We start from the raw sequence: 25,675 nt of genomic DNA on the forward strand, positions 1-25,675 counted from the left end.
GAGCACTCGAACCACACCGTCTTCCCGCGCCCGTCGCGTCGCGCCTCCACGCCCCAGCTGTCGGTGACTGCATCGACCAGCAACAGCCCCCGCCCACCCTCGTCGAGCACATCCCCGGCGAGGGCGGGCGAAGGCAGCCGGGGGCAGGAGTCCGCGACCTCGACACGGACGCCCCCGGAGGGGAGCAGGAAGATGAGCGCCTGACCCCGGCGGCCGGGAACATGCCGCACGACGTTGGCGATGAGCTCGGTCAGGGCGAGCTCCGCCGCGTCCGCCAGACCGAGCAGGCCCCAGCCGGTGAGGTACAGCCGCAGGATGCGCCGCAGATGACGGGCGGAGTGCTCGCCCATCGCGAGATCGGCGCGATAGACCGCAGCCTCGGCGTCACCGGTCCGGGTATCGGATACGTGATTCATGTCACCAGCGTGCAGCGGATTGATTACTCTCGGCTACCACCTGAAACGAACGCCGTCAGGCGTTGAAGCGAGAGGCGCCCCGCCGTGGCCAACGTGCAGTCACTCGACCCCAGCGCTTCTCCACTGGACTACTACGGCTGGGAGCTGCGCCGCCAGCGGGAGGCCAACGGCCTGCGACAGGGCCAGCTCGGCGAGATCATCTTCTGCACGGGCTCGCTGGTCGGCCAGATCGAGACCACGAAGAAGGTACCGACCCGCGACTTCTCGGAGCGCCTGGACGCGGCGCTGGGCACGGACGGGGTGTTCTCACGGCTGGTCGGCCTGGTCCTGCGAAGCCAACTGCCGACCTGGTTCCAGCCGTACGCGGAGATGGAGGCGCGGGCGACCTACATCTCCACGTACCAGGGGCAGTTGGTGTACGGGCTGCTACAGACGGAGGAGTACGCGAGGGCCGTACTGGCCACCGGTATGCCCGACGACCTGGAGGGGCTGCTCGCGGCCCGGATGGAACGCCAGCGAATCCTGGAGCGGGAACAGCCCCCGCTGGCCTGGGCGATCATGGACGAGGCAGTGCTGCACCGGCCGATCGGCGGGCACGAGGTCATGCGGAACCAACTCGCCCGCTTGTTGGAGTTCACGGGGCACCGGTGGATGCGGATCCAGGTGCTGCCGTTCGTCATGGGTGAACACACAAGCTTGGACGGCTCGTTCACCGCGATGCGATTCGAGAAGGATCCGGACATCATCTACACGGAGGACCTCATCTCCGGCCATATGACCGCCAACCCCGAGACCATCAGGGAGGCCGCCCGCCGTTACGCTCATTTGCAGGCCGCAGCACTCTCCGTCGAGGACTCCGCGGCACTGATCACCCGTGTGATGGAGGAGCGTTATGGCGACCGGTCCGAACCTGAAGAGCGCGGTGTGGCGTAAGTCCAGCTACAGCGGGAGCACCGGCGGCGAATGCGTCGAGTGCACCGTCACCGGCGGTGCCGCCTGGCGGAAGTCCTCCTACAGCGGCACCAACGGCGGCGAATGCGTCGAGGTCGCCGACAACTGCTCCGCATCCGTCCCCGTCCGCGACAGCAAGAACCCGGCCGGCCCCGTGATCGTCCTGGGCACCAACGCTTGGCAGGCCTTCGTGGACGGGCTCCGCTGACCGCACCGTACGGCGAGCAGGGCTGACCAGCGTTACCGTGCAGGCGTGACCGGATCCCCTCCGCCCCTTCTCTTCCTCGATGTCGACGGCCCGCTCATCCCCTTCGGCGCGACCCGGGAGCAGCTCCCGGACGGCTATCCGGTCTTCGATTCGAGGCGCGACCCCGAGGAAGCAGACGCGAATCCGCTGGTCAACAGGGTCGACCCCAGCCAGGGGCCCCGGCTGATGGCGTTGCCCTGCGAACTGGTGTGGGCCACGACGTGGATGTCGGATGCGAACGCGTACCTCACTCCGTGGCTCGGGCTGCCGGAACTGCCCGTGGTGAACTGGCCGGATCCGCCCGTCGACGAGGGGGCGCACGGGCTGCACTGGAAGACCCCCGGGCTCGTCGGGTGGGCCTCCGGGCGCCCCTTCGCCTGGGTCGACGACGAGATCACGGACATCGACCGGTCCTGGGTGGAGGCGCACCACCCAGGACCGGCACTGCTCCATCGCGTCGAGGCGTGGCGGGGGCTCACCGGCGCGGACTTCGCCGCCCTGGACGCGTGGCTGCGGTGTTTCGCGGCCTGATCCCACCCGGACGGACCGCGCGCATTCGGCTCCTATAGATTCGGCCGCCATGCGCTCACGAGAGTTCGACCTCGACTTCCGCGACAAGGCCACGAAGACCCGCACCTGGGGCGTCGTCCTTCTGTCCCTGGCCGCTGTCCTGTGGGTCTGGTGCGCCGTGCTGCTGACGATGCCCTACCAGGCGGACAGGAAGCCCGACGACAAGTACCCCGACGACTGCGAGTCCCGGCTCTTCACTGACCGCGGCACCGCCAACGAGGGTGAGCTGCACGGGGATTACTGCGCACAGGAACGGGACTGGCCGGAGGTCCTGGCCGTGCTCGGGGCGTCCGTGCCGATCTCGGTGACCGGCGGGACGCTCTTCGCCGTCGGCACCGTGTCGCGCCGGATCAGCTCGCACGGTCAGGCGATGCGCGAGCTGGACAAGCTGGCGGACAAGTCGAAGGCCTGAGGGCCGGCACGGTCAGAGCCAGACAGTTCCCAGCCAGGCCGTCACCGCGGCCAGCACCAGAAGGACGATGTTGAGCCCGATCACCCGCACCTCGCCGCGGGACAGGTGCAGCGCCATGCCGCCGATCTGCACCAGGACCAGTCCGATCGCGGCCGCGACGGCGAGCACGACCGCGATGCCGGTGAGGGGCGGCAGGACGAGGCCCAGCGCCCCGAGAACCTCCAGAGCCCCGATGGCTCTGACGAGCGGCATGGGCACCTGGTCGACCCAGCCCATCATCGGCCGTAGTTTCTCCTGGTCCTGAAGGACCTTCATGCCGCCCGAATAAACGTAGAGCAGGGCCAGGAGCGCGGCGACGATCCAGTACGCGACCTGCATGGCAGACCTCCGTTAGTTACGAACCGTAAGTTGCCTCATCATGAGTCACTATCGGGAGGCCTACAAAAGGCACACGGATGTGAGCTACGCACAAGGAGCTGTCGTGGAGCAGTACGAACACACCTGCATGATCCGGGGGGACGGCGGCCAGGCGATCCGGGCGATCCTGGACCGGATCTGCGACAAGTGGACGATGCTGATCGTGGCGACGCTGGACGAGGGGCGGATGCGCTTCTCCCACCTGCACAAGCACATCCCCGGCATCTCGCAGCGGATGCTCACACTGACCCTGCGCAACCTCGAACGGGACGGGCTCGTCTCCCGCACCGCCTACGCGGAGGTCCCACCACGCGTCGAGTACGCGCTCACTCCCCGGGGGAAGAGCCTCATCCCGCCCGCTCTGGCGCTCGCCCGCTGGGCCATCGAGCACAACGGCGAGATCCAGGCCAGCCGGGACGCCTACGACACCCGGAGCAAGTAGTCATCCACACGCGGGGGCGGGTCGGACCCGCGCTCTACACCAGGGTCAGCCGGGCACAGCGGCGGCTGGCGCGGGCCGAGGACGCCACCACGGCGTGCGAGGCGGCCGAGAGGGTGCCGGCCAGGGCGAGCAGCGCCCAGTCCGTGGCGAGCGCGGCGGCGACGGTGAGCGCGAGCGTCGCGACCGCCATGGTGATGCTGGTCGTGGTGCCGGCCCAGGCGACGACCAGGGGCAGCCGGTGCGGCGTGGGCAGCCGGCGGGCGAGTGCCCCGGTGGCGGCGAGCGTCGACGCGGCGAGCAGCGCGGCGGCGATCGCGACGCCGGCCAGGTGAACGGCCAGCGACTGGGCCGTGCGCGCCAGTTGCCAGGCCGTCCCGGGGACGCCGGACGTCCGGGCCAGGTACCAGCAGGCGATCAGGAAGGGCGCGGTGAGGACGGCCGCCCGTGCCGTGTGCCGAGCCTGGGCGATGGTCAGTTCGCGCTGGCAGGCCGGCGCGATCTCCTCGACGGTCCCGAACTCCCGCACCGCCAGACGAGCCGCGTACTCGTAGGGCTTCCCCTCGCCGACGTGGGCCTCGACCGTGCCCGCGAGGCCGTCGCGCAGTTCCTCGATCATGCGGGCCTTGTCCCCACCAGGCCCGTGCAGGGCGGCCGTCAGGGCCGCCTCGTAGTCCGCGACGGGGTCGGCCGGTCCGCCTTCGGCGTTCACGTGGTCAGCCCGGGCAGGGTGGAAGGGTTGAGGACGGAACCGATCGCCGTGGTGAATTCGTCCCACGCCGCCCGCTCCCCCGCCAGGGTGCGCCGACCCTCCCCAGTGAGCTCGTAACAGCGCCGGCGCCGTTCGCCGACGGACTCCCAGCTGCTGCTCAGCAGCCCGATCCGCTCCAGCCGGTTCAGGGCCGGATAGATCGTGCCCGTGCGCAGCTCGACGACTCCCCCGCTGCGGCGCTGCACGGCGGCAATGATCGCGTACCCGTGCAGTGGGCCCTGTTCCAGCACGGCAAGCAACAGTCCGTCGAGGTGCCCTCGTACCGCATCCGCCTTCATGAGTAGGCAGCCTACCCAAAAGAGCCGTAGGCAGTGTATGTATTGGCAGCCAACATATACGCGTGTCCGAGCAGGAGGCACCCGCAGTGACCAAGCTGCTGCTATCCATCCATGTCCTGGCGGCGATCGTGACCGTCGGGTCGATCACCGTCGCCGCCTCGATGTTCCCGCGCTACGCACTGCGGGCGCTGGACGGCACGGAGGGGGCGGGCCGGTCCGCCGGGGTCGCCGCGCTCCTGCACCGCGTCTGCTACGGCTACGCGCTCGGGGGCATCGTCGTACCCGTTTTCGGAATAGCGACCGGCGCCGCGCTCGGGGTGCTCACCGACGCCTGGCTGATCGTCTCTCTCGTCCTCACCGTGATCGCCGCGGTCCTGCTCGGGTTCGCCATCCTGCCCGGGCAGCGGCTCCTGCTCGCCGAGGGCGAGGACGCGCTCGCCGAGGAGGCGGCGCGCCCCACGGCCACCCGGTTGACGATGCTCACCGGCATCTTCAACCTCATCTGGGCCGTGGTCGTCGTCCTGATGATCGTCCGCCCCGGCTCCACCACGAGCGTGTGACCCGCTTGCCCGCGTCCCTTGCCGCAGCCATGTCCAGGAGGTCCCGCCGATGAACGACGCCTACCGGGAATTACCCTTTCCGCGCACCGACCTGGCACTCAGGACCGTGCGATACGTGGAGGGGATCGAGTCACCGGCCCTCTTCAACCACAGCATGCGCAGCTACCTCTACGGGCGCTCCGCCGGCGAACAGCAAGGCCTGCGGCCCGGTCAGGACTACGACGACGAGCTGCTGTTCCTGGGCTGCGTCCTGCATGACGCCGGGCTCAGCCCGGAGGGCGACGGTGATCAGCCCTTCGACATCGACGGCGCCGACCTGGCCGCCCGCTTCCTCACCGACCAGGGGCTGGCGCCCGGGAAGGTCGACGTCGTGTGGGACGCGATCGCCCTGCACCTGCACTACGGGATCGCCGTCCGTAAGCGTCCCGAGATCGCCCTGGTGACGATCGGCGCCGGATACGACCTCGGCCCGGAAGGGCCGCACACCCCTGCGGCCGACTACGTCCGGCGTATCCACGCCGCGCTGCCCAGGCTGCACGCCGCGGCGGTGCTCCACGACACCGTCGTCGGCCAGGCCCTCGTCAAACCGCACAAGGCCCCACCGTTCAGCATGCCGGGCGAGCTCGTCCGGCAGAGGACGGGCGAGGTGTGGCCGACCTGGGAGGAGCTGATGACCCAGCAGCCTTCCTGGAACGACTACGACGGCTACCGGCCGGTGCGCTGAGCGCACGCTGCCGCACGGTGGTACCGGTAGCCCCACCTCTGTTGTCCACCGGCCGGTGGACAACAGGTTCAACCGGCCGGACGTGCCGGGGAGGGCCCCTCGCCGACCAGGATTTCCGGCATGAGACAACTCCCTGTACGGATGGCCCGATGGAGCGCGCGGCACGCCGGACGCGCGATCGCCGGCTGGTTCGCGTTCGTCGTCCTCTGCCTCGCGGCCGGAATCGCGGTGGGCACCAACCAGGCCACCACCAAGGACTTCTGGGTCGGTGAGGCGGGACACGCCGAGTCGATGGCGACCGAAGGGGGCCTGCAGCGCGAACCCACCGAGCGGATCACGATCCGGGCCCGGTCGGGGCCTCTGGACACGGCCGCGGCCGGTTCGGCGGCCCGGGACGTGACCGAGCGGATGCGGGACCTGCCCGAGGTGGAGAGCGTGGCTGCACCCGTCCGCTCGAAGGACGGCAAGGCCCTGCTGGTCTCGGTGGTCCTGAACGGCCCCGAGCTGGAGGGCAGGCAGAACGTCGTACCGCTCCTCGCCCGGACCGCCGAGGTGCAGGCGAGCCACCCGGACCTGGTGGTGGAGGAGACCGGATCCCCTTCCATCAGCAAGGGCGTCAACGACCAGCGCGGGGAGGACCTCGCCCTCTCCGAACGCATCAGCCTGCCCGTCACCGTCATCACGCTGCTGGCCGTGTTCGGCTCGGTGATCATGGCGGGTGTGCCGCTGCTGCTGGCCCTCTCCTCGATCGCCGCGGCCATCGGGCTGTCCATGGTCGCCTCGCACGTCCTTCCCGACGCGGGAGTCGGGATGAACCTCATCCTGCTCATCGGCCTGGCGGTGGGCGTCGACTACACGCTCTTCTACCTCGAGCGCGAACGGGAGGAGCGGGCCCGCGCCGGCGGGCGGATCGGCTCGGAAGCCCTCGTGGAGCTGGCGGCGGCGACCGCGGGGCGGGCCATCGTGGTCTCGGGCCTCGCCGTGATCGTCTCCACGGCCACCCTGTATCTGGCCACGGACGTCATCTTCTCCTCGCTGGCGACCGGCACCATCCTCGTCGTCGCGGTCGCCGTGGCCAGCTCGCTCACCGTGCTCCCCGCGCTGCTGGTCAAGATCGGCCGCCGCACCGAACGCCTCGCCCCCCGCAGGGCCGCCCGCCGGGCGAAGCGCGGCAAGCCGGACCGGAGCGCGAAGCCGGAGACCGGGCGGGTGTTCGGCACCCTGCTGCGACCCGCGCGGACCCGGCCCGCCCTCACCCTGTGCCTGTCGGTCCTCGTCATGCTCGGCCTGGCCGCGCCCGCGCTCGGCATGAAGCTCATCGACCCGGGCAAGGACACCTTCTCCCGCGACATCCCGGCCATGCAGGTCTACGACCGGCTGACCGGGAGCTTCCCCGAACTCTTCGTCACGCACGAGGTCGTCGCCCGCTCCACCCCGGAGCGAGCCGCACAGGTGAAGCAGGCCCTGGTGGACCTGGGACAGCGGGCCCAGGCCGATCCGCTGTTCGCGAAGGGCGCGGAGCCGACGGTCCGTACGTCGCCCGACGGCCGGATCAGCGTGCTGGAACTCGCGGTCCCGTTCCCCGCGCCCTCCGCCGAGGCGATCGAATCACTCGGCCACCTCCGCCAGGACCTCATACCCACGACCGTCGGTCAACTGCCCGACGTGGAGACCGCGGTGAGCGGCGACGTGGCCCGGGGCCGCGACTACGTGGCCCACGAGAGCGGCAAACTGCCGCTGGTCATCGGGTTCCTGCTGCTGATGACCTTCCTGATGACCGTGTGGGCGTTCCGCTCGGTGGTCATCGGCGTCATCGGCGTCGTGCTCAATCTGCTGTCCGCCGCCGCCTCGCTCGGCATGCTGGTCCTGTTCTTCCAGGGGACGTGGGCGGAGGACCTGCTGGCCTTCGACTCCCTCGGCGCGATCGCGTCCAGGGTTCCGCTGTTCCTCGTCGTGATCCTCTTCGGCCTGTCGATGGACTACCAGGTGTTCGTGGTCAGCCGGATCCAGGAGGCCAGGCGGAACGGCATGTCCGCCCGTGACGCGGTGCTGGAGGGCATCAACCGGTCGGCCAAGGTGGTGACCAGTGCGGCGATCGTGATGGTGACGGTGTTCGGTGCGTTCGTGGCCCTGCACCTCACCGAGATGAAGCAGATGGGCTTCTGCCTGGCCGTGGCCGTCCTCCTGGACGCCGTCGTCATCCGGCTCATGGTCCTGCCGTCGGTCCTGCTGCTGCTCGGTGAGCGCGCCTGGTGGCCCGCGCGTCCGGTGCGGGGCGGGCGCGCCGAGGCGCCGGCCGCCGGACCTCTGGCAGAAGTAGGCTGACGCGGTGAATCAACGGCCGCAGTCCGGCGCCGAGTTGACGGTGCCGTCGTTGCACCGGTGGAACGCCGTCCTCTGGGTGCTGCTGGGCGTGGTCCCACCGGCCATCGCGGTCGCGGACGCACCCGGCGCGACGAGGTACCCGGTGCTGGCGCTGCTGGCCGTGCTCGCCCTGTCCTACGGCGCGGTGGGGCTGTTCCCGAACAGCCCCGTCCTGCGCCCCCGCCCCTACCTGTACGTACTCGTCGTGGGCCTCGGCGCGATGTCGTACCTGCTCGACGGCAGCGCGGCGCTCTTCGTGGTGACGTTGCCGCACTTCTGGATCTACACCACCGGCGCGCGTGCCGCGATCACCCTCAGCGGCATCGCCGCGGCGGGGGTGATCGCCGGCAACGTCGTACGGCAGGGCTGGGACGGGGAGTTCTTCACCGGCAACGTGATCTTCACGCTCATCGGCTACGCGGCGGGCGTGCTGATCGGGCTGGGGTTGCGCCACATCACCGAGGACGGTGACGCGCGTGCCCGCCGGCTGAGCGCCGACCTGGAGGACGCCCGGATCCGGCTGGTGGAGGCGCACCACCGCCAGGGAGCCGCGGACGAGCGCGAACGGCTCGCGCGGGAGATCCACGACACGCTGGCCCAGGGCTTCGCGTCCATCATCGTGCTCGCGGAGGCTGCCCGGTCCGGCCTGGAGACCGATCCCGGCAGAAGCGCGAAGCAACTGCTCGCGATCGAGAACACCGCGCGCGAGAACCTCGCCGAGGCACGGGTCCTCGTCGGTGCGGCCCCGCGGAGCGGTGTCGCACCCGGCTCGGTGGCGGACACCCTGCGCCGGACCCTGGACCGGTTCACCGAGGACACCGGGCTCGGCGTGACCTCGGAACTGCCGGAGGTCGCATGCGACCAGCAGACCCGGATCGCGCTCCTGCGCTGCACCCAGGAGTCCCTCGCCAACATCCGCAAGCACGCGGCGGCCACCACGGTGGCGGTGGTCCTCACGGCACAGCCGTACGGCGTGGAGCTGGAGATCACCGACGACGGCCGCGGCTTCGTGACCGAGGACTCCCACGGCTTCGGACTGAACGGGATGCGCAAACGCCTCGACGAGCTCGGCGGTGAGCTCACCGTCACCAGCTCGGTCGGCGACGGCACGCGCATCCTCGCCATGATTCCCACCGACGGACAGGGCTGACATGACACAGGGCGCTGAGACGGGACGCAAGCTCCGGATCGTGGTGGCGGACGACCATACGGTGATGCGCGCCGGGGTCGTCGCCCTGCTGGCCGACGAACCCACCATCGACATCGTCGGCGAGGCCGAGGACGGGCGGGCGGCCGTCGGGCTCGTCGAGCGGCTGGAGCCCGATGTGGTGCTGATGGATCTGCGGATGCCCGTCCTCGACGGGACGAGCGCCACCGAGGAGATCGTCGCCGGCCGCACCCGGACCCGGGTGCTGATCCTGACCACGTACGACACCGACGCGGAGATCGAGCGCGCCGTCGAGGCCGGCGCCATCGGCTACCTGCTCAAGGACGCCACCCGCGAGCAGCTGGTGGACGCGGTCCGTTCCGCGTCCCGCGGCGAGACCGTCCTGGCTCCGCGCGTCGCGGCGCGGCTGGTGGCCCGCATGCGGAGACCCGCCCCGGTGACGCTGACCAGGCGCGAGGTGGACGTGCTGGGCGCGGTGGCCGACGGGCTGTCCAACGTGGAGATCGGCCGCCGGCTGGTCATCAGTGAGGCCACGGTGAAGACGCACCTGCTGCGGGTCTTCGCCAAGCTCGACGTCAGCGACCGTACGCACGCGGTGGTCACAGCGCTCGGACTCGGGCTGCTGGAGCGGCGCCCGTAGACATGCGTCCCGGCCGTCCACGGCGCGCGGAGGCCCGTTCCCGCACGGTGCACGGGTGCTCGTCCCTCAGGAGGCTGCCGCGGCCCTCACACCGCGCCGAGCTCCCACACCAGCACCTCGGCGTCCCGCAGCGCCAACAGATCCAGCCCCCGGGACTCCGTGATCCGCGCCGAGTCGCCCTCCCCGAGCGACTCGCCGCCGAGTCGGACCTCGCCCCGTACGACGTGGACGTAGACACCCGCCGCGTCCGGCACGGCGGTTCGCTCGCCCTCGGACTGCCTGCGCACATGGAGCATCGCGCCCGCCTCGGGGAGGGCGTACGGGGTGGAGTCGGCTATCCCGGCGACGTGGGTGTAGGAGGGCTCCCCGCCGGGCTCCAGAGGCGCCAGCCACATCTGAATGAACGTCAGCGGGTCTTCCCCGTCATTGCGCTCGACATGCCGCACCCCGGCGGCCGAGCTGAGGTGCTGGACGTCCCCGGCCCGTACGACGGTGGCGTGCGAGGCCGAGTCGCGGTGGGTGAGCTCGCCCTCCACCACCCAGGTGACGATCTCGGTGTGGCTGTGCGGATGCTCGTCGAAGCCGGCGCCGGGGGCGAGACGCTCCTCGTTGCAGGCCAGGATCGGCCCGAAGCGCAGATTGTCCGGGTCGTAGAACCGCCCGAAGGAGAAGGCGTGCAGCGTCTCGATGCCCGCGGAGTCACCCGTTGCCGGGTCCCCGCCGCGGAAGCGGTCCCCGGAGCGGCGTACGTCCATCACGCCACCAAGGTATCCCCGTCGGCCGACCTCCCGCCCCACCTCTCCGGGTACCTGTCCCGATAAGGCAGTCTTGTGTGCGTGCCCCGACCCGATCCTGAGCAGCCCGCCACTCATGACCCCCATCTCCACGCCGCGACCCTGAAACGGCTGGAGCAGTCCTCCGGCCGGCTGGCCGCGAACGCCATCGCCCGCATGGACGAGACGCTGCCGTGGTACCGGGCCATGCCACCGGAGAACCGGTCCTGGATCGGCCTGGTCGCCCAGGCCGGTATCGCCGCGTTCACCGAGTGGTTCAGGCACCCGGAAACACCGCAGGCGATCTCCACCGACGTGTTCGGCACGGCTCCGCGCGAGCTGACCCGGGCGATCACCCTGCGGCAGACCGTCGAGATGGTGCGTACGACGATCGAGGTCATGGAGACCGCGATCGAGGAGGTCGCGGCGCCCGGCGACGAGTCGGTGCTTCGTGAGGCGCTGCTCGTGTACGCGCGTGAGATCGCCTTCGCGACCGCCCAGGTGTACGCGCAGGCCGCCGAGGCGCGCGGCGCGTGGGACGCCCGGCTGGAGTCGCTCGTGGTGAACGCGGTGCTGTCCGGCGAGGCGGACGAGGGGGCGGTGTCCCGGGCCGCCGCCCTCGGCTGGAACTCCCCCGAGCATGTGTGCGTCATCCTCGGCACCGCTCCCGAAGGCGACAGCGAGCTCACCGTGGAGGCGATCCGGCGGGCGGCCAGGCACGCCAAGCTCCAGGTCCTGACCGGGGTCCTCGGACATCGCCTGGTCGTGATCGCGGGGGGCAGCGACAACCCCTTGAACGTGGCGAAGTCGCTGATCGGGCCCTATGCGGCAGGTCCCGTCGTCGCCGGCCCCGTGGTGCCCGACCTCCTCGCGGCCACCCGGTCCGCGCAAGCCGCGGCAGCCGGTCTCAAGGCCTGCTCGGCGTGGCAGGACGCTCCGAGGCCCGTCCTGTCGGACGATCTCCTTCCTGAGCGTGCGATGGCGGGCGACCCTGCCGCGCGCGATCAGCTGGTGGAGGAGATCTACAGACCGCTCGAAGAAGCGGGTTCGGCACTTCTGGAGACGCTGAGTGTGTATCTGGAGCAGGCGAGCAGTCTTGAGGGCGCGGCACGGATGCTGTTCGTGCACCCCAATACCGTGCGCTACCGGCTGCGACGTGTGACCGACGTCACCGGGTGGTCACCCTCCGACGTCCGCTCCGCGTTCACGCTGCGGATCGCCCTCATCCTGGGGCGCTTGGCCGCCGGGGATACTCAGTCCTAGACTTTTGTCGAACTTCAACAATTACCCTGACGGTTCTTCGTCCTTGTCCCCACGGGCGTCCGGGGCCGTCCACAAGAGAGAGTGTGAGGGTGCTCGTACTCGTCGCTCCCGGCCAAGGCGCTCAGACGCCCGGCTTCCTGACTCCATGGCTCGAACTCCCCGGTGCCGCCGACCGCATCGCGGGATGGTCCGACGCCATCGGGCTCGACCTTGCCCACTACGGCACGAAGGCCGACGCGGACGAGATCCGCGACACGGCGGTGGCTCAGCCGCTGCTGGTCGCCGCGGGTCTCCTGTCCGCCGCGGCCCTGGACGCCTCGCCCGGCGTCGTAGCCGGCCACAGCGTCGGTGAGATCACCGCCGCCGCGCTCGCCGGTGTCGTCGACGACGAGGCGGCGCTCCGCTTCGTACGCACCCGGGGGCTCGGCATGGCCGAGGCCGCCGCGGTCACGGAGACCGGCATGGCCGCGCTCCTCGGCGGAGACCCGGACGTCACGGTCGCGCACCTGGAGAAGCTGGGGCTCACCCCGGCCAACGTCAACGGCGGCGGGCAGATCGTCGCCGCCGGCACCGCGGCCCAGATCGCCGCGCTGACCGAGGACAAGCCCGAAGGCGTACGCCGCGTGGTGCCGCTCAAGGTGGCCGGCGCGTTCCACACGCACCACATGGCTCCGGCCGTGGAGAAGCTGCGTGCGGCGGCCGCCGACCTGAAGGTCACCGACCCGAAGGTGACGTACGTGTCGAACGCCGACGGGAAGACGGTCGCCACCGGCGACGAGGTCATCTCGCGGCTCGTCGGCCAGGTCGCCAACCCGGTCCGCTGGGACCTGTGCATGGAGACCTTCGCCGAGCTCGGTGTCACTGCGCTCATCGAGGCGGCGCCCGGTGGGACCCTGGTCGGGCTCGCCAAGCGCGCGCTGCCCGGTGTGCAGACCCTCGCGCTCAAGACCCCCGACGACCTCGACGCGGCCCGCGCGCTCATCTCCGAGCACGCAGGCGCCTAAGGAGCCCGAGAGCATGTCGAAGATCAAGCCCAGCAAGGGCGCCCCGTACGCACGGATCATGGGTGTGGGCGGCTACCGCCCGACCCGTGTAGTGCCCAACGAGGTGATCCTCGAGACGATCGACTCGTCCGACGAGTGGATCCGCTCCCGCTCCGGTATCTCCACCCGCCACTGGGCCTCCGACGAGGAGACCGTGTCGATGATGTCCGTGGAGGCATCCGGCAAGGCGATCGCGGACGCCGGGATCACTCCCGAGCAGATCGGCGGAGTCATCGTCTCCACCGTCTCGCACTTCAAGCAGACCCCCGCCGTCGCGACCGAGATCGCGCACAAGGTCGGTGCGGGCAAGCCCGCCGCCTTCGACATCTCGGCGGGCTGCGCGGGCTTCGGCTACGGCCTCACCCTCGCCAAGGGCATGGTCGTCGAGGGCTCGGCGGAGTACGTACTTGTCATCGGCGTCGAGCGGCTCAGCGACCTCACCGACCTGGAGGACCGCGCGACGGCCTTCCTGTTCGGCGACGGCGCGGGCGCGGTCGTGGTCGGCCCGTCCCAGGACCCGGCCATCGGCCCCACGGTCTGGGGTTCCGAGGGCGACAAGTCCGAGACGATCAAGCAGACCGTGGCGTGGAACGACTTGCACGTCGGCGACGTCTCGAACCTTCCGCTCAACGGACGGGGCGAGGTCAAGTTCCCGGCCATCACGCAGGAGGGCCAGGCGGTCTTCCGCTGGGCCGTCTTCGAGATGGCGAAGGTCGCCCAGCAAGCGCTGGAAGCGGCCGGGATCTCCCCGGAGGACCTGGATGTCTTCATTCCGCACCAGGCAAACATGCGGATCATCGACTCGATGGTGAAGACGCTCAAGCTGCCGGAGCACGTCACGGTCGCCCGTGACGTGGAAACCACCGGCAACACGTCGGCCGCCTCGATTCCGCTCGCAATGGAGCGGCTTCTGGCGACCGGTCAGGCCAAGAGCGGCGACACGGCGCTCATCATCGGCTTCGGGGCGGGTCTCGTCTACGCCGCGACGGTCGTTACCCTCCCCTAGGCACACCGGACCTTTCGGTCCGCACGCCCGAACCCTGCAGAAACACATCGAAGGAGCGCCAACATGGCCGCCACTCAGGAAGAGATCGTCACCGGTCTCGCCGAGATCGTCAACGAGATCGCCGGTATCCCGGTCGAGGACGTCCAGCTGGACAAGTCCTTCACCGACGACCTGGACGTCGACTCGCTGTCCATGGTCGAGGTCGTCGTCGCCGCCGAAGAGCGCTTCGACGTCAAGATCCCCGACGAGGACGTCAAGAACCTCAAGACGGTCGGCGACGCCGCCGAGTACATCCTGAAGCACCAGGGCTGATCCCAGCCCGTCCCGTGTGTCGCCACCCGGCGGTGGCGCCGCTGATTCACGACCCTCTACACGTGGAGAAGATTTTCCAGTGAGCCCGACCAATCGCACCGTGGTCGTCACCGGTATCGGCGCAACCACTCCGCTGGGTGGCGACTCCGCATCGACCTGGGAAGGTCTGATGGCCGGCCGTTCCGGCGTCAAGCCTCTCGAGGGCGAACGTTTCGCCGAACTTCCCGTCCGGATCGCTGCCCTCGCGGCCGTCGATCCCGGCGAGGTACTGCCCCGACCGCTCGCCCGCAAGCTGGACCGCTCGGCGCAGTTCGCGCTGATCGCCGCCCGCGAGGCGTGGGCGGACGCCGGCTTCACCGGCAAGGCCGGTGAGGACGAGAAGATCCAGCCCGAGCGTCTGGGCTCGGTCATCGCCTCCGGCATCGGCGGCGTGATCACCCTGCTCGACCAGTACGACGTGCTGAAGGAGAAGGGCGTACGCCGCGTCTCCCCGCACACCGTTCCCATGCTCATGCCCAACGGCCCGGCGGCCAACGTCGGCCTGGAGGTCAACGCCCAGGCCGGTGTCCACACCCCGGTCTCCGCCTGCGCGTCGGGCGCCGAGGCCATCGGCTACGCCGTCGAGATGATCCGCACCGGCCGGGCCGATGTGGTCGTCGCCGGTGGCACCGAGGCGGCCATCCACCCGCTGCCGATCGCCGCGTTCGCCAACATGATGGCGATGTCCAAGAGCAACGACGAGCCCGAGAAGGCCTCGCGTCCCTACGACACGGCCCGTGACGGCTTCGTGCTCGGCGAGGGCGCGGGTGTCGTGATCCTGGAGTCCGCGGAGCACGCGGCCGCGCGAGGCGCCAAGGTCTACTGCGAGGTGCTGGGCCAGGGCCTGTCCGCGGACGCCCACCACATCGCGCAGCCCGAGCCCACCGGGCGCGGCATCGCCGCGGCGATGCAGAACCTGCTGGACTCCACGGATCTGAAGCCGTCGGAGGTCGTGCACCTGAACGCGCACGCCACGTCCACGCCGCAGGGTGACGTCGCCGAGATCAAGGCGCTGCGTGCGGTGCTGGGCGACGACCTGGACCATGTCGCGATCTCCGCCACGAAGTCCATGACGGGTCACCTCCTCGGTGGCGCGGGCGGTATCGAGACCGTGGCGACGGTGCTGGCACTGCACCACCGCCTGGCGCCGCCCACCATCAACATCGACGACCTCGACGAGGCTGTCGACGCGGACGTCGTGCGCGGTGAGCCGCGGGCGCTGCCGGAGGGGTCGATCGCCGCGATCAACAACTCGTTCGGCTTCGGTGGCCACAACGTGGTGCTGGCGTTCCGTTCGGTCTGACCCGAGCCTGCCGAGAGGCCCGCTTCCCGTGACGGGAGGCGGGCCTCTCGCATGCGAGGGGACCGCGGGCCGGGGTGGCCAGCGGGTCGAGGGACTGCCGCCGAGAAGGACCTGACGGCCGGCCACCGGCCGCTCCAAGACTTACCGACACCCTTTCAGCTAATCCAGTCATATCCGTGATTCCACCATAAGCGACTGATATATCACGACGGGAACCGAAGCCACACGTCACGCGTCATCAATTCCGATACCTCAGGAGTCACGGAGTGACGCCCGGGGCTCACCTATAGAATGCAAAGCAATTTCGTGATCATCGGTATCGGGAGTCAACGCGGAATGGGCTTCGACGAGGAATGGGCCGCCCTGCGGACCGTGGCGGCCGAACGCGGCTCCACGGGCATGCAGTTGAACGGCCTCCCGGAGGAGGGGGCGACCCCGGGGTACGGCCCCGGCGGAACGTCGACACTCTCATCGACGGCGTCCGAGAAGAACGCCGCCGCCGGCGTCATCGAGAACGAGCTGCTGACGAGCACCAAGAAGGCGGGTGACCATGCGGACGAGTCAAACACCGGCGCGGTCACAGCTTTCAGCGGATGGGCGACCGCGTCTGCGCTGAAGAAGGTGCAGACCACCTGGGACGGGCAGGTCAAGACGCTCCTCGACCGGCTGGGACGCGAGCGTGACGGCCTCAGGAACACCGCCACCACCCTGAGGGGCGTCGACATCGACCGTCGCGACGGGATCGATGTCATCAGGCTGCCCTCGGCGATGGACGGGTACCAGTGAACGTACATCTGCCGCCATGCCGATTCGAGACGTTCCACGAGGACCGGGCATGCTGACCTATAGCGACGTCATGACGACCGACTTCGGAAAGCTCTCCGCCGCAGCCGACAAGTGGAAGTCGATGGCGGAGGAATTCGGGAAGGTCGAGAAGCGATATCGCGACAGTGTTCAGAAGGTCACACTCGGCGACTCCTGGCAGGGTGTCAGCGCCGATGCCGCATCCCTGAACTTCGCGGCGACCCGGTACGAGTACCAGGCAGCCCAGACGCAAGCCAAGGCAACCGCGACACTCCTGATGAACGCGCACACCCAGTTCGTCGAACTGAAGGAGCGGCTGGAGAAGGGCCGGGCCGACGCCGTCAAGGCCGGTATGCGGGTCTCCGAGCAGGGCAATGTGGCCTTCGACTACGAGCGGGCCACCGAGAGCGAACGCGATGCCCTCCGTCATGATCCGGACTACGCCAAGAGCGTCCGGGACAGCGAGCAGTCCTGGGCCGAGTACATCAAGTCGTGCGTGAAGCTCGTCGACGAAGCCGACAAAGACTTCCAGAAGGACCTCGAAGCCGTGGTCAAGGACACCGGCGGCGGGAAGAGCGACGGCACGACGGGCGGATTCAACGGCAACGCCGACAAGGTCGCGACGGCTGACGCCCAGCAGGAACAGGACCGCATGCAGCTCGCCTCGCTGGCCATGCGCGACGGCGAGACGCTCGATGACTACATCCAGCGCCTCCAGAAGGACGGCGTCGAGAAGATAACCGGCAGCAGGCGGCTCGCGGAGCTCTTCGCCGCCGTACAGAAGGGCACGATCACCGCGTCCGCGTTCGCCGCAGCCGTCGGCGGCAGCGCGGGCGGCGCCTTCAAGTTGTTCAAGTACCTCAAGCAGGGCAAGGACGTCACCGCGCCCGGCACCTTCCTTTCCACCTTCATCAATAACCGCATGGCCGGTGCTGTGCCCGGAAGCCTGCTGAGCAAGGTGCCGCCCGGTATGGTCACCGCCCTCACCGGGTCCGACGAGGCCGCCATGCTCGGCGGGTTCATGCGCAACGGCTCCTTCTTCATGCCGAGCGCGGCGGAGGCCAACTTGGCCAAAGTCGCGCAGAACGGGGGGCTCGCGAACGCCGCGAAGGCTGCCGGCTGGATCCGGGGCGCGGGTGTCGTGGGCGGCGTCGCGGCCACGGCCTACGGGGTGGCGAACCTGGCCACGTACGACACCGACATGATCAAGGCTGATCCCGCGAAATTTGCCAGCGACCTCAGCGGCACAGCATTCAGCGCGTCGATGACCGCGCTGACCGTGGCGCCCAACCCGGTCACGGCCGGTCTGGCGGTCGGCACGGGTCTGGTGTACGCCGGCTGTCTGGTCTGGGACAACCACGAGGCCATCGGCGACGGGATCGAGGAGGCCGGGGAATGGGTGGGCGACAAGGCCTCGGACATGGGGGACGGTATCGCCGACGGCGCAAAGAAGCTGGGCAGCGCCCTCAACCCGTTCGACTAGCGAGGGAAGAACATGCACACGACGATCAGCCCGTTCACGCTCGCCCACTTGACGGAGAAACAGCCGGTCGGGCGCAAGAAGTTCGGCTGGCAGGGGACCTCCTCCGAGTTCGGCGACATCAGAGTGGTGTACCCGGCAGGCAGGGACCTGCCCAACGCGCTGGCCACAGAGGTGCGTGGCAGCCTGATCCCCACGGCCCTGTTCGAGACGCGTGGTGTGCACGCAGAGGTCGTCTCGATGCCGACCCTCAACCGATCGACACTCCGCGTGGGGGACGGACTCGTGCGAATGAGCCGGAGCCGGTGGGCGCCCACTCACGGGAGCCGCGCTCTTCGGATGACGTACCTGGGCGATACGTACAGACTCAAGGCGCTCAATCGCCGTTCGTACGTGCTGTCCCGGCAGGCCGACCCCGAAGACCCGGGGTGTGCCGTCACTGTGCGGCAGTCCGGCATCGGAAGCGGTCGGCGGGTGACCGTGCAGTCGGCGGGCCGGGTCCTGCCCGCCGACATCACCCTCGCGGTCCTCTTCACCGGGGTCGACCGGTCCGTACTGACACGACGCGGGGCGATCCGCGCAGGTTTCTCGAGGATCTTCAACTTCTGGGCCGAAGCCCAGGCCTGAGCCCCTACCAAGTGAGTGAGTATGCCTTCGTTCGACATTTCCCGGTCCCGCTTCAGACTGGCCGACGGGCACCTGATCGTGCTCTCCGAGCTGGCGGCGGGGAACGCGTCGCCGGACGAGTTCGCACAGGCTCGTGAGGAGTTGGCGGACTGCGGGCTCATCAACGAGGAGGGCAAGCTCTCCCCTTTGCTGCTGCCGCTGATGAAGACCGTCCTCGCGCCGGGAGTGATCATCACACTGGAGGCCGCCGGCCGCCAGGGAAAACTGCACCACGGCATGTTCATCGGCGACGAACACGTCGTCGCGCACGAGGCGTGGCCCGGTGCGGCCGAGGCGGAGTACTCCTGCGTCGAGCCCAAGATGCTGGTGTGGAAGCTCGCCGACATGGTGAACCTCCAGCAGGCCCCGGTGGCCCGTGAGACGGCCGTCCCCGTCGTAGAGACGACCATTGGCGCCGTCGAGGCGGGGCTCGCGGTCTTGGAGAGGGAGCGGGCCGCGCGGGCCGCCGACGAGGAACGGGAGACGGTCCACCGTGCTCTCGCAGCGGGCGGCGGCCCTGGTGAGCCGTCGTTGACGCTCCTCACCGACCTGATCTCCGAGCTGCGTTCGAGCTGGCGCCTGACCTCGGCCTGGCAGGTTCGGGCCCAGGGCCGGGAGGGCACGGAGGCCCGCGGCTTCGCCGTCTGGGACTGCGGTCCCCTCGGCTACTGGTTGCGTGAGCTGCCCACCGAACCCGTGCCCGAGGAACGGGTCGTCCCCGGCTCTCCCTTCCGGCTCGTCCACGTGGACGCCAGGACGATCTGGACGCGTATCACCGAGCTCCTGCCCGGCACGGACGAGCTGCGGCATGCCGCCGGACGGGCGGGTGCCGCCTAGCGGCCCGGCCGACGGGATCCTGCCGCGGGGGCGTTCCCGCTCCCTGGCGGGCCCGTCGCAAGCGGCCCGTGGACCGCACCGCGGTCACCCGTGCAGCGGCACCGGCGGGCAGCCGCTCGCCCTCCGCCCTGGAGCACGAAACAAGGGGGCTACGCCGATACGGGAGCACCGTCCAGCTCGCCCCGGCGCGCGAGGGCAAACGTTTCTGCTCAGCCGGCGACCGGCGACCCGAACGGGTCGGCCCGGTTACACCACCTGGTGGAGCCAGCGGACCGGGGCGCCCTCTCCCGCGTGGCGGAAGGACTCCAGCTCGTCGTCCCACGGCTTGCCCAGGAGTTTGGCGACCTCGGCCTCCAGGTCCGTCTCGCCGCGCAGGGACCGCGCCAGCGCCGCCCGCAGCCGGTCCTCCGGGACCAGGATGTCGCCGTGCATGCCCGTGACGGCATGGAAGATGCCGAGGCCCGGTGTGGAGCTGTAGCGCTCGCCCTCCGCCGTGGGGCAGGGCTCCGCCGTCACCTCGAAGCGCAGCAGGTCCCAGCCACGGAGGGCCGAGGCCAGCTCCGAAGCCGTACCGGCACGACCCTTCCAGGAGAATTCGGACCGCCAGGTGCCGGGAGCGGCCGGCTGTCTGATCCAGTCGAGCTGGACCCGCACACCGAGTACACCCGCCACCGCCCATTCGACGTGCGGGCACAGCGCGCGCGGTGCGGAGTGAACGTACAGGACTCCACGTGTCGTCACCGGGACCTCCAGTGTGGGACGAGGTTCGCCTTCCCCAGCGGCCTCGCGCCCGTACCGTCTCTTCCCGGCCGGCTCCCGAGGTTGTCATCAGTAAACAGCATCGGGAGTGAATCCTCTGAAAAGGGACAGTATGTGACGTGAGTTAACTTACCGGACCCATTCGTCCGCGGGCCGGTCGGGCGCCACTGGTTCGACGGGGAAAAGCTACCGTGCGCCGGGGCCGGACGTGTGACGTACCGTCGGTCCTGGGCCCATGATTCGCTCCGCATTCACCCGCGAGGGCGCGAGGGCCCTCCACCTGGGGCTGTCCGGTTGTGCCGGAGGCACAATCACCCGTGTGACCGGAGGGGAAGCAGGGATGCCTGAGCGTTCGTCACGTCGCCGCGTCCGAGGCGCCGCAGCAACTCTGTCGGCGGTCGCGCTCATCGGTGCCGCCGCACTCACGGGCTGCACCTCCGACGGAGGAACGGCGGCGCGGGGCACCGGGGGCGCGCGGAGCCCCTCCCCCTCACCGACGCCGGTGTGGGACGCGAGCCCCGCCTCCGTCGCGGCCGTCGGGGATTCCATCACCCGGGGCTTCGACGCCTGCTCGGTGCTGGCCGACTGCCCCGAGGTGTCCTGGGCGACCGGGACCGACGACGGGGTGCGAAGCCTCGCCGTCCGTCTCCTGGGGGCGTCGAAGGCCGCCTCGCACAGCTGGAACCACGCCGTGTCGGGCGCCCGGATGGCGCAGCTGCCCGAGCAGATGACGCAGGCCGCGAAGGACGATCCGGAGCTGGTCACGGTGATGATCGGCGCGAACGACGCCTGCCGGGACTCGGTGCGGCTGATGACTCCGGTGGCCGACTTCCGGGCCTCCTTCGAGGCGTCGATGCGGCAGTTGCGCGCCTCGGCCCCGAAGACGCAGGTGTACGTGTCGAGCGTGCCGGATCTCAAGCGGCTCTGGTCGACCGGGCGCGAGAACCCCCTGGGCAAGCAGATCTGGAAGCTGGGGATCTGCCGGTCGATGCTGGGCGACGCCGACGACATGGGGGCCGCGGCGGTCTCACGGCGCGACGCCGTGCAGGAGCGGGTCGTCGCGTACAACGGGGTGCTGCGGGACGTCTGCGCGCGGGACGAGCGCTGCCGCTACGACGGCGGGGCGGTGTTCGACTACCGGTTCACGGGTGAGCAGCTGAGCGAGTGGGACTGGTTCCATCCGGGCCGCGACGGCCAGGCCAGGCTGGCAGAAATCGCTTACCGCAATGTCACGGCGTCCGGGCCCCCGGCGTAAAGTTCTTGATCATGACGACGGGTTCAGCGGTGCACAGCGAAGACTTCTCCACGCTCACGGACGGTACGCCGGTCCGGCGCTGGACCCTGGAGCGCGAGGGCACACGGGTGCGGGTGCTGACGTACGGCGCCGTGGTGCAGTCCGTGGCGGTGCCCGGGAGGGACGGCACCCGGGCGGAGGTGGCCCTGGGGCTGCCGGACGTCAAGGGGTACGAGGCGCACCCGAGTCCGTATTTCGGCGCCGTGGTCGGCCGGTACGCGAACAGGATCGGGGGCGGATCCTTCGTCCTGGACGGGCGTACGCACCAGGTGACGCGGAACGAGGGCCGCAACACCCTGCACGGCGGTGAGCGCGGCTTCGACAAGCGGGTGTGGGACGCCGAGGAGGTGCCGGACGGTGTGCGGCTCTCCCTGGTCGCCGAGGACGGCGAGGAGGGCTTCCCGGGGCGGCTGGCGGTGTCGGTGACGTACACCCTGGACGAGGACGGCGCGCTGCGGATCGCCTACCGGGCGACGACGGACGCGCCGACAGTGGTGAGCCTGACGAATCACACGTACTGGAATCTGGCCGGGGCGGACAGCGGGAGCGCGCTCGGTCACGAACTGCGGCTCGCGGCCGGGCGGATCACCCCGGGGGACGAGGAGTCGATCCCCACCGGCGAGCTCCTGCCGGTGGAGGGGACCCGGTACGACTTCCGGGAGCCGAAGCCGGTGGGCCCCGGCTACGACACCAACTACGCGCTGGAGGAGACCGGCGGGGAGCCGGTAGCCGAGCTGTACGACCCGGCGTCGGGACGTCTCCTGACGGTCCGCACGACGGAGCCGGGGCTCCAGCTGTACACCGCCGACCACTTCGGCGGCGACCCGTTCGTGCCGTGCGCCGGGATCGCGCTGGAGACGCAGCACTTCCCGGACTCCCCGAACCGCCCGGAGTTCCCGAGCACGGTGCTGCGGCCGGGCGAGGAGTTCGCCTCCACGACGGTGTACGGATTCTCCGTGCGCTGAGCCCGTTCCCACCGCGCGCCGGGCCCGTTCGCGTGCCCGGCGCCCGGCCCTCTCAGTCCTTGTGCAGGGTGTACGGCGACGACGGAACCGGCTCCGGGTCCGCCGCGGGCGGTGCCGTGAGCTCGCGGGCCAGCAGCGTGGCCCCGGCTACGGCGCCCGGCATCAGGAACACGGCGACCAGGGGGACGAGGAAGGCGAGCGCGAGCGGGACGCCGAAGCCCAGGACCATCATGCGGCGGCCACGCAGCAGTGCGAGGCGGTCCTTCAGGACCATGCCGCGGCGCTGGAGGGCGACGGCGGTCAGCTCCTCGGAGAGGAAGTAGCCGGAGACGCAGAAGCCGAGGGCGGGGATCACGGTCTGCCCGACGACGGGGATGAACCCGAGGGCGAAGAGCAGCACGCCGTACACCGCGACGCGCAGCAGGATGCGGAGGGAGTCGCGGGCGGAGATCCACAGCTCGCGCCAGAGCGGCAGGCCCGACACCGGCACCTCGCCGCCCTCGCTGCGGTCGACCTCCTCGGAGAGCGACTCGTAGAACGGCTGGCCCACCAGCAGGGTCACGGCGGTGAAGGTGATGACGGCGAGGAATATCCCGAACATGAAGACCAGGACGACCAGGGTGTTGCGCAGGAGCCCCAGCCAGGGCGAGGACCAGTCGTCGGCGAACGGGGTCGCCCAGCCGACGAAGTCGTCGGCGCCGTACCCCAGTCCGACCAGCGCGCCGGCGTAGATGACCAGAGTGATCAACGCGGGCAGCAGGCCGAAGCCGAACCACCGGCCGTGCCCGAAGGCCCAGCGCTGGCCCTTGATCAAGTAACCGAAACCCGCCCCGAGATCACTCATGACGTCAGCGTACTTGCGCGAACCATTGACACGTCCCCTGGCCCGTCATTACCGTCACGCCAGCATTTCGAACGAGTGACGAAATACCGAACAAGTTGAGAGGCAACATCCGTGCGCATCACCGGAATCAGTACGCATGTCGTCGGCACGCCGTGGCGCAACCTCACGTACGTCCAGGTTCACACCGATGAGGGCCTCACCGGAGTCGGCGAGACCCGGATGCTGGGCCGCACGGACGCGCTGCTCGGCTATCTGCGGGAGGCGTCGGCCAACCACATCAACGGCTCCGACCCGTTCGCGATCGAGGACCTCGTCCGCCGGATGAAGTACGGCGACTACGGGCGGGCCGGGGAGATCGTGATGTCCGGCATCGCGGTCATCGAGATGGCCTGCTGGGACATCAAGGGCAAGGCGCTCGGCGTCCCCGTCTGGCAACTGCTCGGCGGGAAGGTCACCGACCGGGTCAAGGCGTACGCCAACGGCTGGTACACCACCGAGCGCACCCCGGAGGCGTACCACAAGGCGGCCCAGGGAGTCGTCGAGCGCGGATACCGCGCGCTGAAGATCGACCCCTTCGGTACGGGACACTTCGAGCTGGGCCAGGAGGAGACCCGTTACGCCGTGTCCCTCATCGAGGCCGTGCGGGACGCGATCGGCCCCGACACCGAGCTGATGCTGGAGATGCACGGGCGGTTCAGCCCGTCGACGGCGGTGCGGATCGCCCGCGAGATGGCGCCCTTCAAGCCGGCCTGGCTGGAGGAGCCGGTGCCGCCGGAGAACCTCAAGGCACTGAGCAAGGTCGCGGAGAAGGTCGACCTGCCGATCGCGACCGGTGAGCGCATCCACGACCGGATCGAGTTCCGCGAGCTCTTCGAGTCGCAGGCCGTCGACATCATCCAGCCGGACGTCGGCCACATCGGCGGCATCCTGGAGACCCGCAAGCTCGCGGCGACCGCGGAGACGCACTACACGCTGATCGCTCCGCACAACGTGGGCGGCTCGGTGCTGACCGCGGCCAGCCTCCAGGTCGCCGGCTGCACCCCCAACTTCAAGATCCTCGAGCACTTCAACGACTTCGCGGACGCGGACATCAAGAAGGTCGTCAAGGGCGCCCCGGCCGTCGACCCCGCCACCGGCTGCTTCGAGCTCTCCGACGCACCCGGGCTCGGCGTGGAGCTGGACGTGGACGCGGCGGCGGAATTCCCGCAGCAGCAGGCGCGGTTCGACCTGTGGGCGGACGGCTGGGAGAAGAGGCAGCCCAAGTGACCGCCCTCTCGCGTTCGTTGACCATCGAGCGGCCGGGCAGCCACCGGCTGACCGAAGGACCGCTCCCGGAGCCGGGCCCCGGCGAGGTCAGGGTGCGGGTCGCCGCGGCCGGGATCTGCATGAGCGACCGCGAGGTGTACGACGGCCACCGCGACCCGGCCTATGTGCGCTACCCCGTGGTGCCTGGTCACGAGTGGTCGGGGACCGTCGACGCGGTGGGCGAGGGTGTGGATCCCGCGCTGACCGGCCGGCGTACGGTCGCCGAGGGCTTCCGGGCGTGCGGGCGCTGCGAACGGTGCAGGTACGGGGAGACCTCCCTGTGCACGGCGGGGTACGACGAGACGGGGTTCACCCGGCCCGGCGCGTTCGCCGACCACCTGGTCGTCCCGGCACGGCTGCTGCACCCGCTGGCCGACGACGCCGATCTGCGGGCGGCGGCCCTGCTGGAGCCGGCCGCGGTGATCGCGGCGGCGGTGCGGGCCGGGGCACCCGAGCCGGGTGAGCGGATCGCCGTACTGGGGGCGGGCACGCTCGGCCTGCTCGCCGTGCAGCTGCTGGCGGCGGTGTCGCCCGCGGAGCTCACCGTGATCGACCCGAGGGAGGGACGGGCCGCCCAGGCCCTGGACTTCGGGGCGAGCGAGGCCCGGACGCCCAAGGAGGCCGAGGAGGTGCGGGGCCGCTACGACCTGGTCGTGGAGACGGCCGGAGCGCCGTCGACCGCGGCCGACGCGTGCCTGCTGGCGCGTCGTGGCGGGCGGGTGGTGCTGACCGGGATGTTCACCCCGGGCGCCGTGGGCATCGACCCGGTGCACCTGTCGCTGAGCCAGCTCACCGTGCGCAGCGTCTTCGGGGCGCCCTCCGCGGCCTGGTCCTACGCGGTGCGGGCGTTCACGGCCGGCCTGCTCGATCCGGCGCCGCTGATCACCCACGAGTTCCCGCTGGAGCGGTTCGCCGAAGCCGTGGCGCTGGTGGGATCCGGGGATCCGGAGACCGGGAAGGTGCTGCTGCGGCCGTGACGGGCCCGCCCTGATCCGTACGCCGGTACGGCGGCGTCCTGACCGCC

The 25,675-nt window shown here is 70.2% G+C and carries 30 protein-coding genes and 1 pseudogene; 24 read left to right on the top strand and 7 right to left on the bottom strand.

Annotation, left to right across the window (positions count from 1 at the left end; all coding sequences use genetic code 11):
* Positions 1 to 2: 2 nt before the first annotated feature.
* A pseudogene (locus ACFWFI_RS00610) lies at positions 3 to 326 on the bottom strand (ATP-binding protein); the annotation flags it as partial.
* Between ACFWFI_RS00610 and ACFWFI_RS00615 the strand changes: the two are divergent.
* The 5 genes from ACFWFI_RS00615 to ACFWFI_RS00635 are packed head-to-tail and all read left to right on the top strand — an operon-like array spanning position 222 to position 2,596.
* Positions 222 to 482: a hypothetical protein gene (locus ACFWFI_RS00615; protein ID WP_387384018.1), complete on the top strand. Its 261-nt coding sequence runs from the start codon at positions 222 to 224 to the stop codon at positions 480 to 482. The pseudogene ACFWFI_RS00610 and the gene ACFWFI_RS00615 overlap by 105 nt on opposite strands.
* Positions 483 to 500: 18 nt before the next feature.
* A complete protein-coding gene (locus ACFWFI_RS00620; RefSeq protein ID WP_387383874.1) occupies positions 501 to 1,349 on the top strand; it encodes a helix-turn-helix domain-containing protein in 849 nt (282 codons plus the stop codon).
* A complete protein-coding gene (locus ACFWFI_RS00625) occupies positions 1,309 to 1,575 on the top strand; it encodes a DUF397 domain-containing protein (RefSeq protein WP_387383876.1) in 267 nt (88 codons plus the stop codon). Before ACFWFI_RS00620 ends, ACFWFI_RS00625 begins: the two co-directional genes overlap by 41 nt.
* 45 nt (positions 1,576 to 1,620) lie before the next feature.
* Positions 1,621 to 2,145, top strand: coding sequence for a hypothetical protein (locus tag ACFWFI_RS00630; protein ID WP_387383878.1), 525 nt, complete (start codon positions 1,621 to 1,623; stop codon positions 2,143 to 2,145).
* Positions 2,146 to 2,194: 49 nt separating this feature from the next.
* The gene (locus ACFWFI_RS00635; protein ID WP_387383880.1) at positions 2,195 to 2,596 is read left to right on the top strand and encodes a hypothetical protein; all 402 of its coding nucleotides are present in this window, start codon (positions 2,195 to 2,197) and stop codon (positions 2,594 to 2,596) included.
* A 12-nt stretch (positions 2,597 to 2,608) separates the two neighbouring features.
* Here the strand turns inward: ACFWFI_RS00635 and ACFWFI_RS00640 are convergent, their stop codons facing one another.
* Positions 2,609 to 2,974: a DoxX family protein gene (locus ACFWFI_RS00640; protein WP_387383882.1), complete on the bottom strand. Its 366-nt coding sequence runs from the start codon at positions 2,972 to 2,974 to the stop codon at positions 2,609 to 2,611.
* 103 nt (positions 2,975 to 3,077) lie between these two features.
* Here ACFWFI_RS00640 and ACFWFI_RS00645 point away from each other — a divergent pair, with 103 nt between their 5' ends.
* A complete protein-coding gene (locus ACFWFI_RS00645; RefSeq protein WP_387383884.1) occupies positions 3,078 to 3,455 on the top strand; it encodes a winged helix-turn-helix transcriptional regulator in 378 nt (125 codons plus the stop codon).
* A 34-nt stretch (positions 3,456 to 3,489) separates the two neighbouring features.
* Here ACFWFI_RS00645 and ACFWFI_RS00650 read toward each other — a convergent pair whose 3' ends face one another.
* Both ACFWFI_RS00650 and ACFWFI_RS00655 read right to left on the bottom strand, forming a co-directional pair.
* Positions 3,490 to 4,164: a permease prefix domain 1-containing protein gene (locus tag ACFWFI_RS00650; protein ID WP_387383886.1), complete on the bottom strand. Its 675-nt coding sequence runs from the start codon at positions 4,162 to 4,164 to the stop codon at positions 3,490 to 3,492.
* Positions 4,161 to 4,502 carry a PadR family transcriptional regulator gene (locus tag ACFWFI_RS00655; RefSeq protein ID WP_387383888.1) on the bottom strand — a complete coding sequence of 114 codons (342 nt, stop codon included), beginning with the start codon at positions 4,500 to 4,502 and terminating at the stop codon, positions 4,161 to 4,163. The genes ACFWFI_RS00650 and ACFWFI_RS00655 overlap by 4 nt, the downstream gene beginning before the upstream one ends.
* Positions 4,503 to 4,588: 86 nt before the next feature.
* Here ACFWFI_RS00655 and ACFWFI_RS00660 point away from each other — a divergent pair, with 86 nt between their 5' ends.
* The 5 genes from ACFWFI_RS00660 (at position 4,589) to ACFWFI_RS00680 (ending at position 9,958) form a co-directional block, all read left to right on the top strand.
* Positions 4,589 to 5,062: a hypothetical protein gene (locus tag ACFWFI_RS00660; RefSeq protein ID WP_387384010.1), complete on the top strand. Its 474-nt coding sequence runs from the start codon at positions 4,589 to 4,591 to the stop codon at positions 5,060 to 5,062.
* Between the two features lie 49 nt (positions 5,063 to 5,111).
* Positions 5,112 to 5,786, top strand: coding sequence for an HD domain-containing protein (locus ACFWFI_RS00665; protein WP_387383890.1), 675 nt, complete (start codon positions 5,112 to 5,114; stop codon positions 5,784 to 5,786).
* Between the two features lie 120 nt (positions 5,787 to 5,906).
* A complete protein-coding gene (locus ACFWFI_RS00670) occupies positions 5,907 to 8,111 on the top strand; it encodes an MMPL family transporter (RefSeq protein ID WP_387383892.1) in 2,205 nt (734 codons plus the stop codon).
* A 4-nt stretch (positions 8,112 to 8,115) separates the two neighbouring features.
* Complete coding sequence (locus tag ACFWFI_RS00675; RefSeq protein WP_387383894.1) at positions 8,116 to 9,300, top strand: sensor histidine kinase; 1,185 nt, start codon at positions 8,116 to 8,118, stop codon at positions 9,298 to 9,300.
* Position 9,301: 1 nt separating this feature from the next.
* Positions 9,302 to 9,958: a response regulator gene (locus tag ACFWFI_RS00680; protein ID WP_387383896.1), complete on the top strand. Its 657-nt coding sequence runs from the start codon at positions 9,302 to 9,304 to the stop codon at positions 9,956 to 9,958.
* 86 nt (positions 9,959 to 10,044) lie between these two features.
* Here ACFWFI_RS00680 and ACFWFI_RS00685 read toward each other — a convergent pair whose 3' ends face one another.
* Positions 10,045 to 10,713, bottom strand: a complete 669-nt coding sequence (locus ACFWFI_RS00685) for a pirin family protein (RefSeq protein WP_387384012.1) — start codon at positions 10,711 to 10,713, stop codon at positions 10,045 to 10,047.
* 81 nt (positions 10,714 to 10,794) lie between these two features.
* On the opposite strand from ACFWFI_RS00685, the gene ACFWFI_RS00690 reads away from it, so the two are divergent.
* The 9 genes from ACFWFI_RS00690 to ACFWFI_RS00730 all read left to right on the top strand — a co-directional run bounded on the left by ACFWFI_RS00690 (position 10,795) and on the right by ACFWFI_RS00730 (position 19,484).
* Positions 10,795 to 11,994 (top strand): PucR family transcriptional regulator, encoded by a 1,200-nt coding sequence (locus tag ACFWFI_RS00690; RefSeq protein ID WP_387383898.1) that lies wholly within the window; start codon positions 10,795 to 10,797, stop codon positions 11,992 to 11,994.
* Between the two features lie 89 nt (positions 11,995 to 12,083).
* On the top strand, positions 12,084 to 12,998 hold the full coding sequence (locus tag ACFWFI_RS00695) for an ACP S-malonyltransferase (protein ID WP_387383900.1): 915 nt from the start codon (positions 12,084 to 12,086) through the stop codon (positions 12,996 to 12,998).
* 13 nt (positions 12,999 to 13,011) lie between these two features.
* Positions 13,012 to 14,043: a ketoacyl-ACP synthase III gene (locus ACFWFI_RS00700; RefSeq protein WP_387383901.1), complete on the top strand. Its 1,032-nt coding sequence runs from the start codon at positions 13,012 to 13,014 to the stop codon at positions 14,041 to 14,043.
* Positions 14,044 to 14,106: 63 nt separating this feature from the next.
* Positions 14,107 to 14,355, top strand: a complete 249-nt coding sequence (locus tag ACFWFI_RS00705; RefSeq protein WP_028439857.1) for an acyl carrier protein — start codon at positions 14,107 to 14,109, stop codon at positions 14,353 to 14,355.
* A gap of 79 nt (positions 14,356 to 14,434) precedes the next feature.
* A complete protein-coding gene (fabF, locus tag ACFWFI_RS00710; RefSeq protein ID WP_387383904.1) occupies positions 14,435 to 15,697 on the top strand; it encodes a beta-ketoacyl-ACP synthase II in 1,263 nt (420 codons plus the stop codon).
* Positions 15,698 to 16,003: 306 nt separating this feature from the next.
* The gene (locus ACFWFI_RS00715) at positions 16,004 to 16,483 is read left to right on the top strand and encodes a hypothetical protein (RefSeq protein WP_387383905.1); all 480 of its coding nucleotides are present in this window, start codon (positions 16,004 to 16,006) and stop codon (positions 16,481 to 16,483) included.
* Positions 16,484 to 16,532: 49 nt separating this feature from the next.
* Positions 16,533 to 17,984 carry a hypothetical protein gene (locus tag ACFWFI_RS00720; RefSeq protein ID WP_387383907.1) on the top strand — a complete coding sequence of 484 codons (1,452 nt, stop codon included), beginning with the start codon at positions 16,533 to 16,535 and terminating at the stop codon, positions 17,982 to 17,984.
* 12 nt (positions 17,985 to 17,996) lie between these two features.
* Entirely contained in the window at positions 17,997 to 18,608 is a 612-nt protein-coding gene (locus tag ACFWFI_RS00725) for a hypothetical protein (protein ID WP_387383909.1), read from the top strand.
* 21 nt (positions 18,609 to 18,629) lie between these two features.
* The gene (locus ACFWFI_RS00730; RefSeq protein WP_387383911.1) at positions 18,630 to 19,484 is read left to right on the top strand and encodes a histidine kinase; all 855 of its coding nucleotides are present in this window, start codon (positions 18,630 to 18,632) and stop codon (positions 19,482 to 19,484) included.
* A gap of 246 nt (positions 19,485 to 19,730) precedes the next feature.
* Here ACFWFI_RS00730 and ACFWFI_RS00735 read toward each other — a convergent pair whose 3' ends face one another.
* Positions 19,731 to 20,225 carry a DUF3145 domain-containing protein gene (locus tag ACFWFI_RS00735; protein ID WP_329228467.1) on the bottom strand — a complete coding sequence of 165 codons (495 nt, stop codon included), beginning with the start codon at positions 20,223 to 20,225 and terminating at the stop codon, positions 19,731 to 19,733.
* A 358-nt stretch (positions 20,226 to 20,583) separates the two neighbouring features.
* On the opposite strand from ACFWFI_RS00735, the gene ACFWFI_RS00740 reads away from it, so the two are divergent.
* On the top strand, positions 20,584 to 21,498 hold the full coding sequence (locus ACFWFI_RS00740) for an SGNH/GDSL hydrolase family protein (RefSeq protein WP_387383913.1): 915 nt from the start codon (positions 20,584 to 20,586) through the stop codon (positions 21,496 to 21,498).
* An 11-nt stretch (positions 21,499 to 21,509) separates the two neighbouring features.
* The gene (locus ACFWFI_RS00745; RefSeq protein WP_387383915.1) at positions 21,510 to 22,502 is read left to right on the top strand and encodes an aldose epimerase family protein; all 993 of its coding nucleotides are present in this window, start codon (positions 21,510 to 21,512) and stop codon (positions 22,500 to 22,502) included.
* Between the two features lie 52 nt (positions 22,503 to 22,554).
* Here ACFWFI_RS00745 and ACFWFI_RS00750 read toward each other — a convergent pair whose 3' ends face one another.
* A complete protein-coding gene (locus ACFWFI_RS00750) occupies positions 22,555 to 23,346 on the bottom strand; it encodes an EI24 domain-containing protein (protein WP_387383917.1) in 792 nt (263 codons plus the stop codon).
* A 111-nt stretch (positions 23,347 to 23,457) separates the two neighbouring features.
* Here ACFWFI_RS00750 and ACFWFI_RS00755 point away from each other — a divergent pair, with 111 nt between their 5' ends.
* Both ACFWFI_RS00755 and ACFWFI_RS00760 read left to right on the top strand, forming a co-directional pair.
* Positions 23,458 to 24,612 (top strand): mandelate racemase/muconate lactonizing enzyme family protein, encoded by a 1,155-nt coding sequence (locus ACFWFI_RS00755; RefSeq protein WP_387383919.1) that lies wholly within the window; start codon positions 23,458 to 23,460, stop codon positions 24,610 to 24,612.
* Entirely contained in the window at positions 24,609 to 25,628 is a 1,020-nt protein-coding gene (locus ACFWFI_RS00760) for a zinc-dependent alcohol dehydrogenase (protein ID WP_387383920.1), read from the top strand. The genes ACFWFI_RS00755 and ACFWFI_RS00760 overlap by 4 nt, the downstream gene beginning before the upstream one ends.
* The last annotated feature ends 47 nt before the right edge of the window (positions 25,629 to 25,675 follow it).

The sequence above is a fragment of the Streptomyces sp. NPDC060209 genome, from assembly GCF_042728155.1.
Classification (GTDB): Bacteria; Actinomycetota; Actinomycetes; order Streptomycetales; family Streptomycetaceae; genus Streptomyces.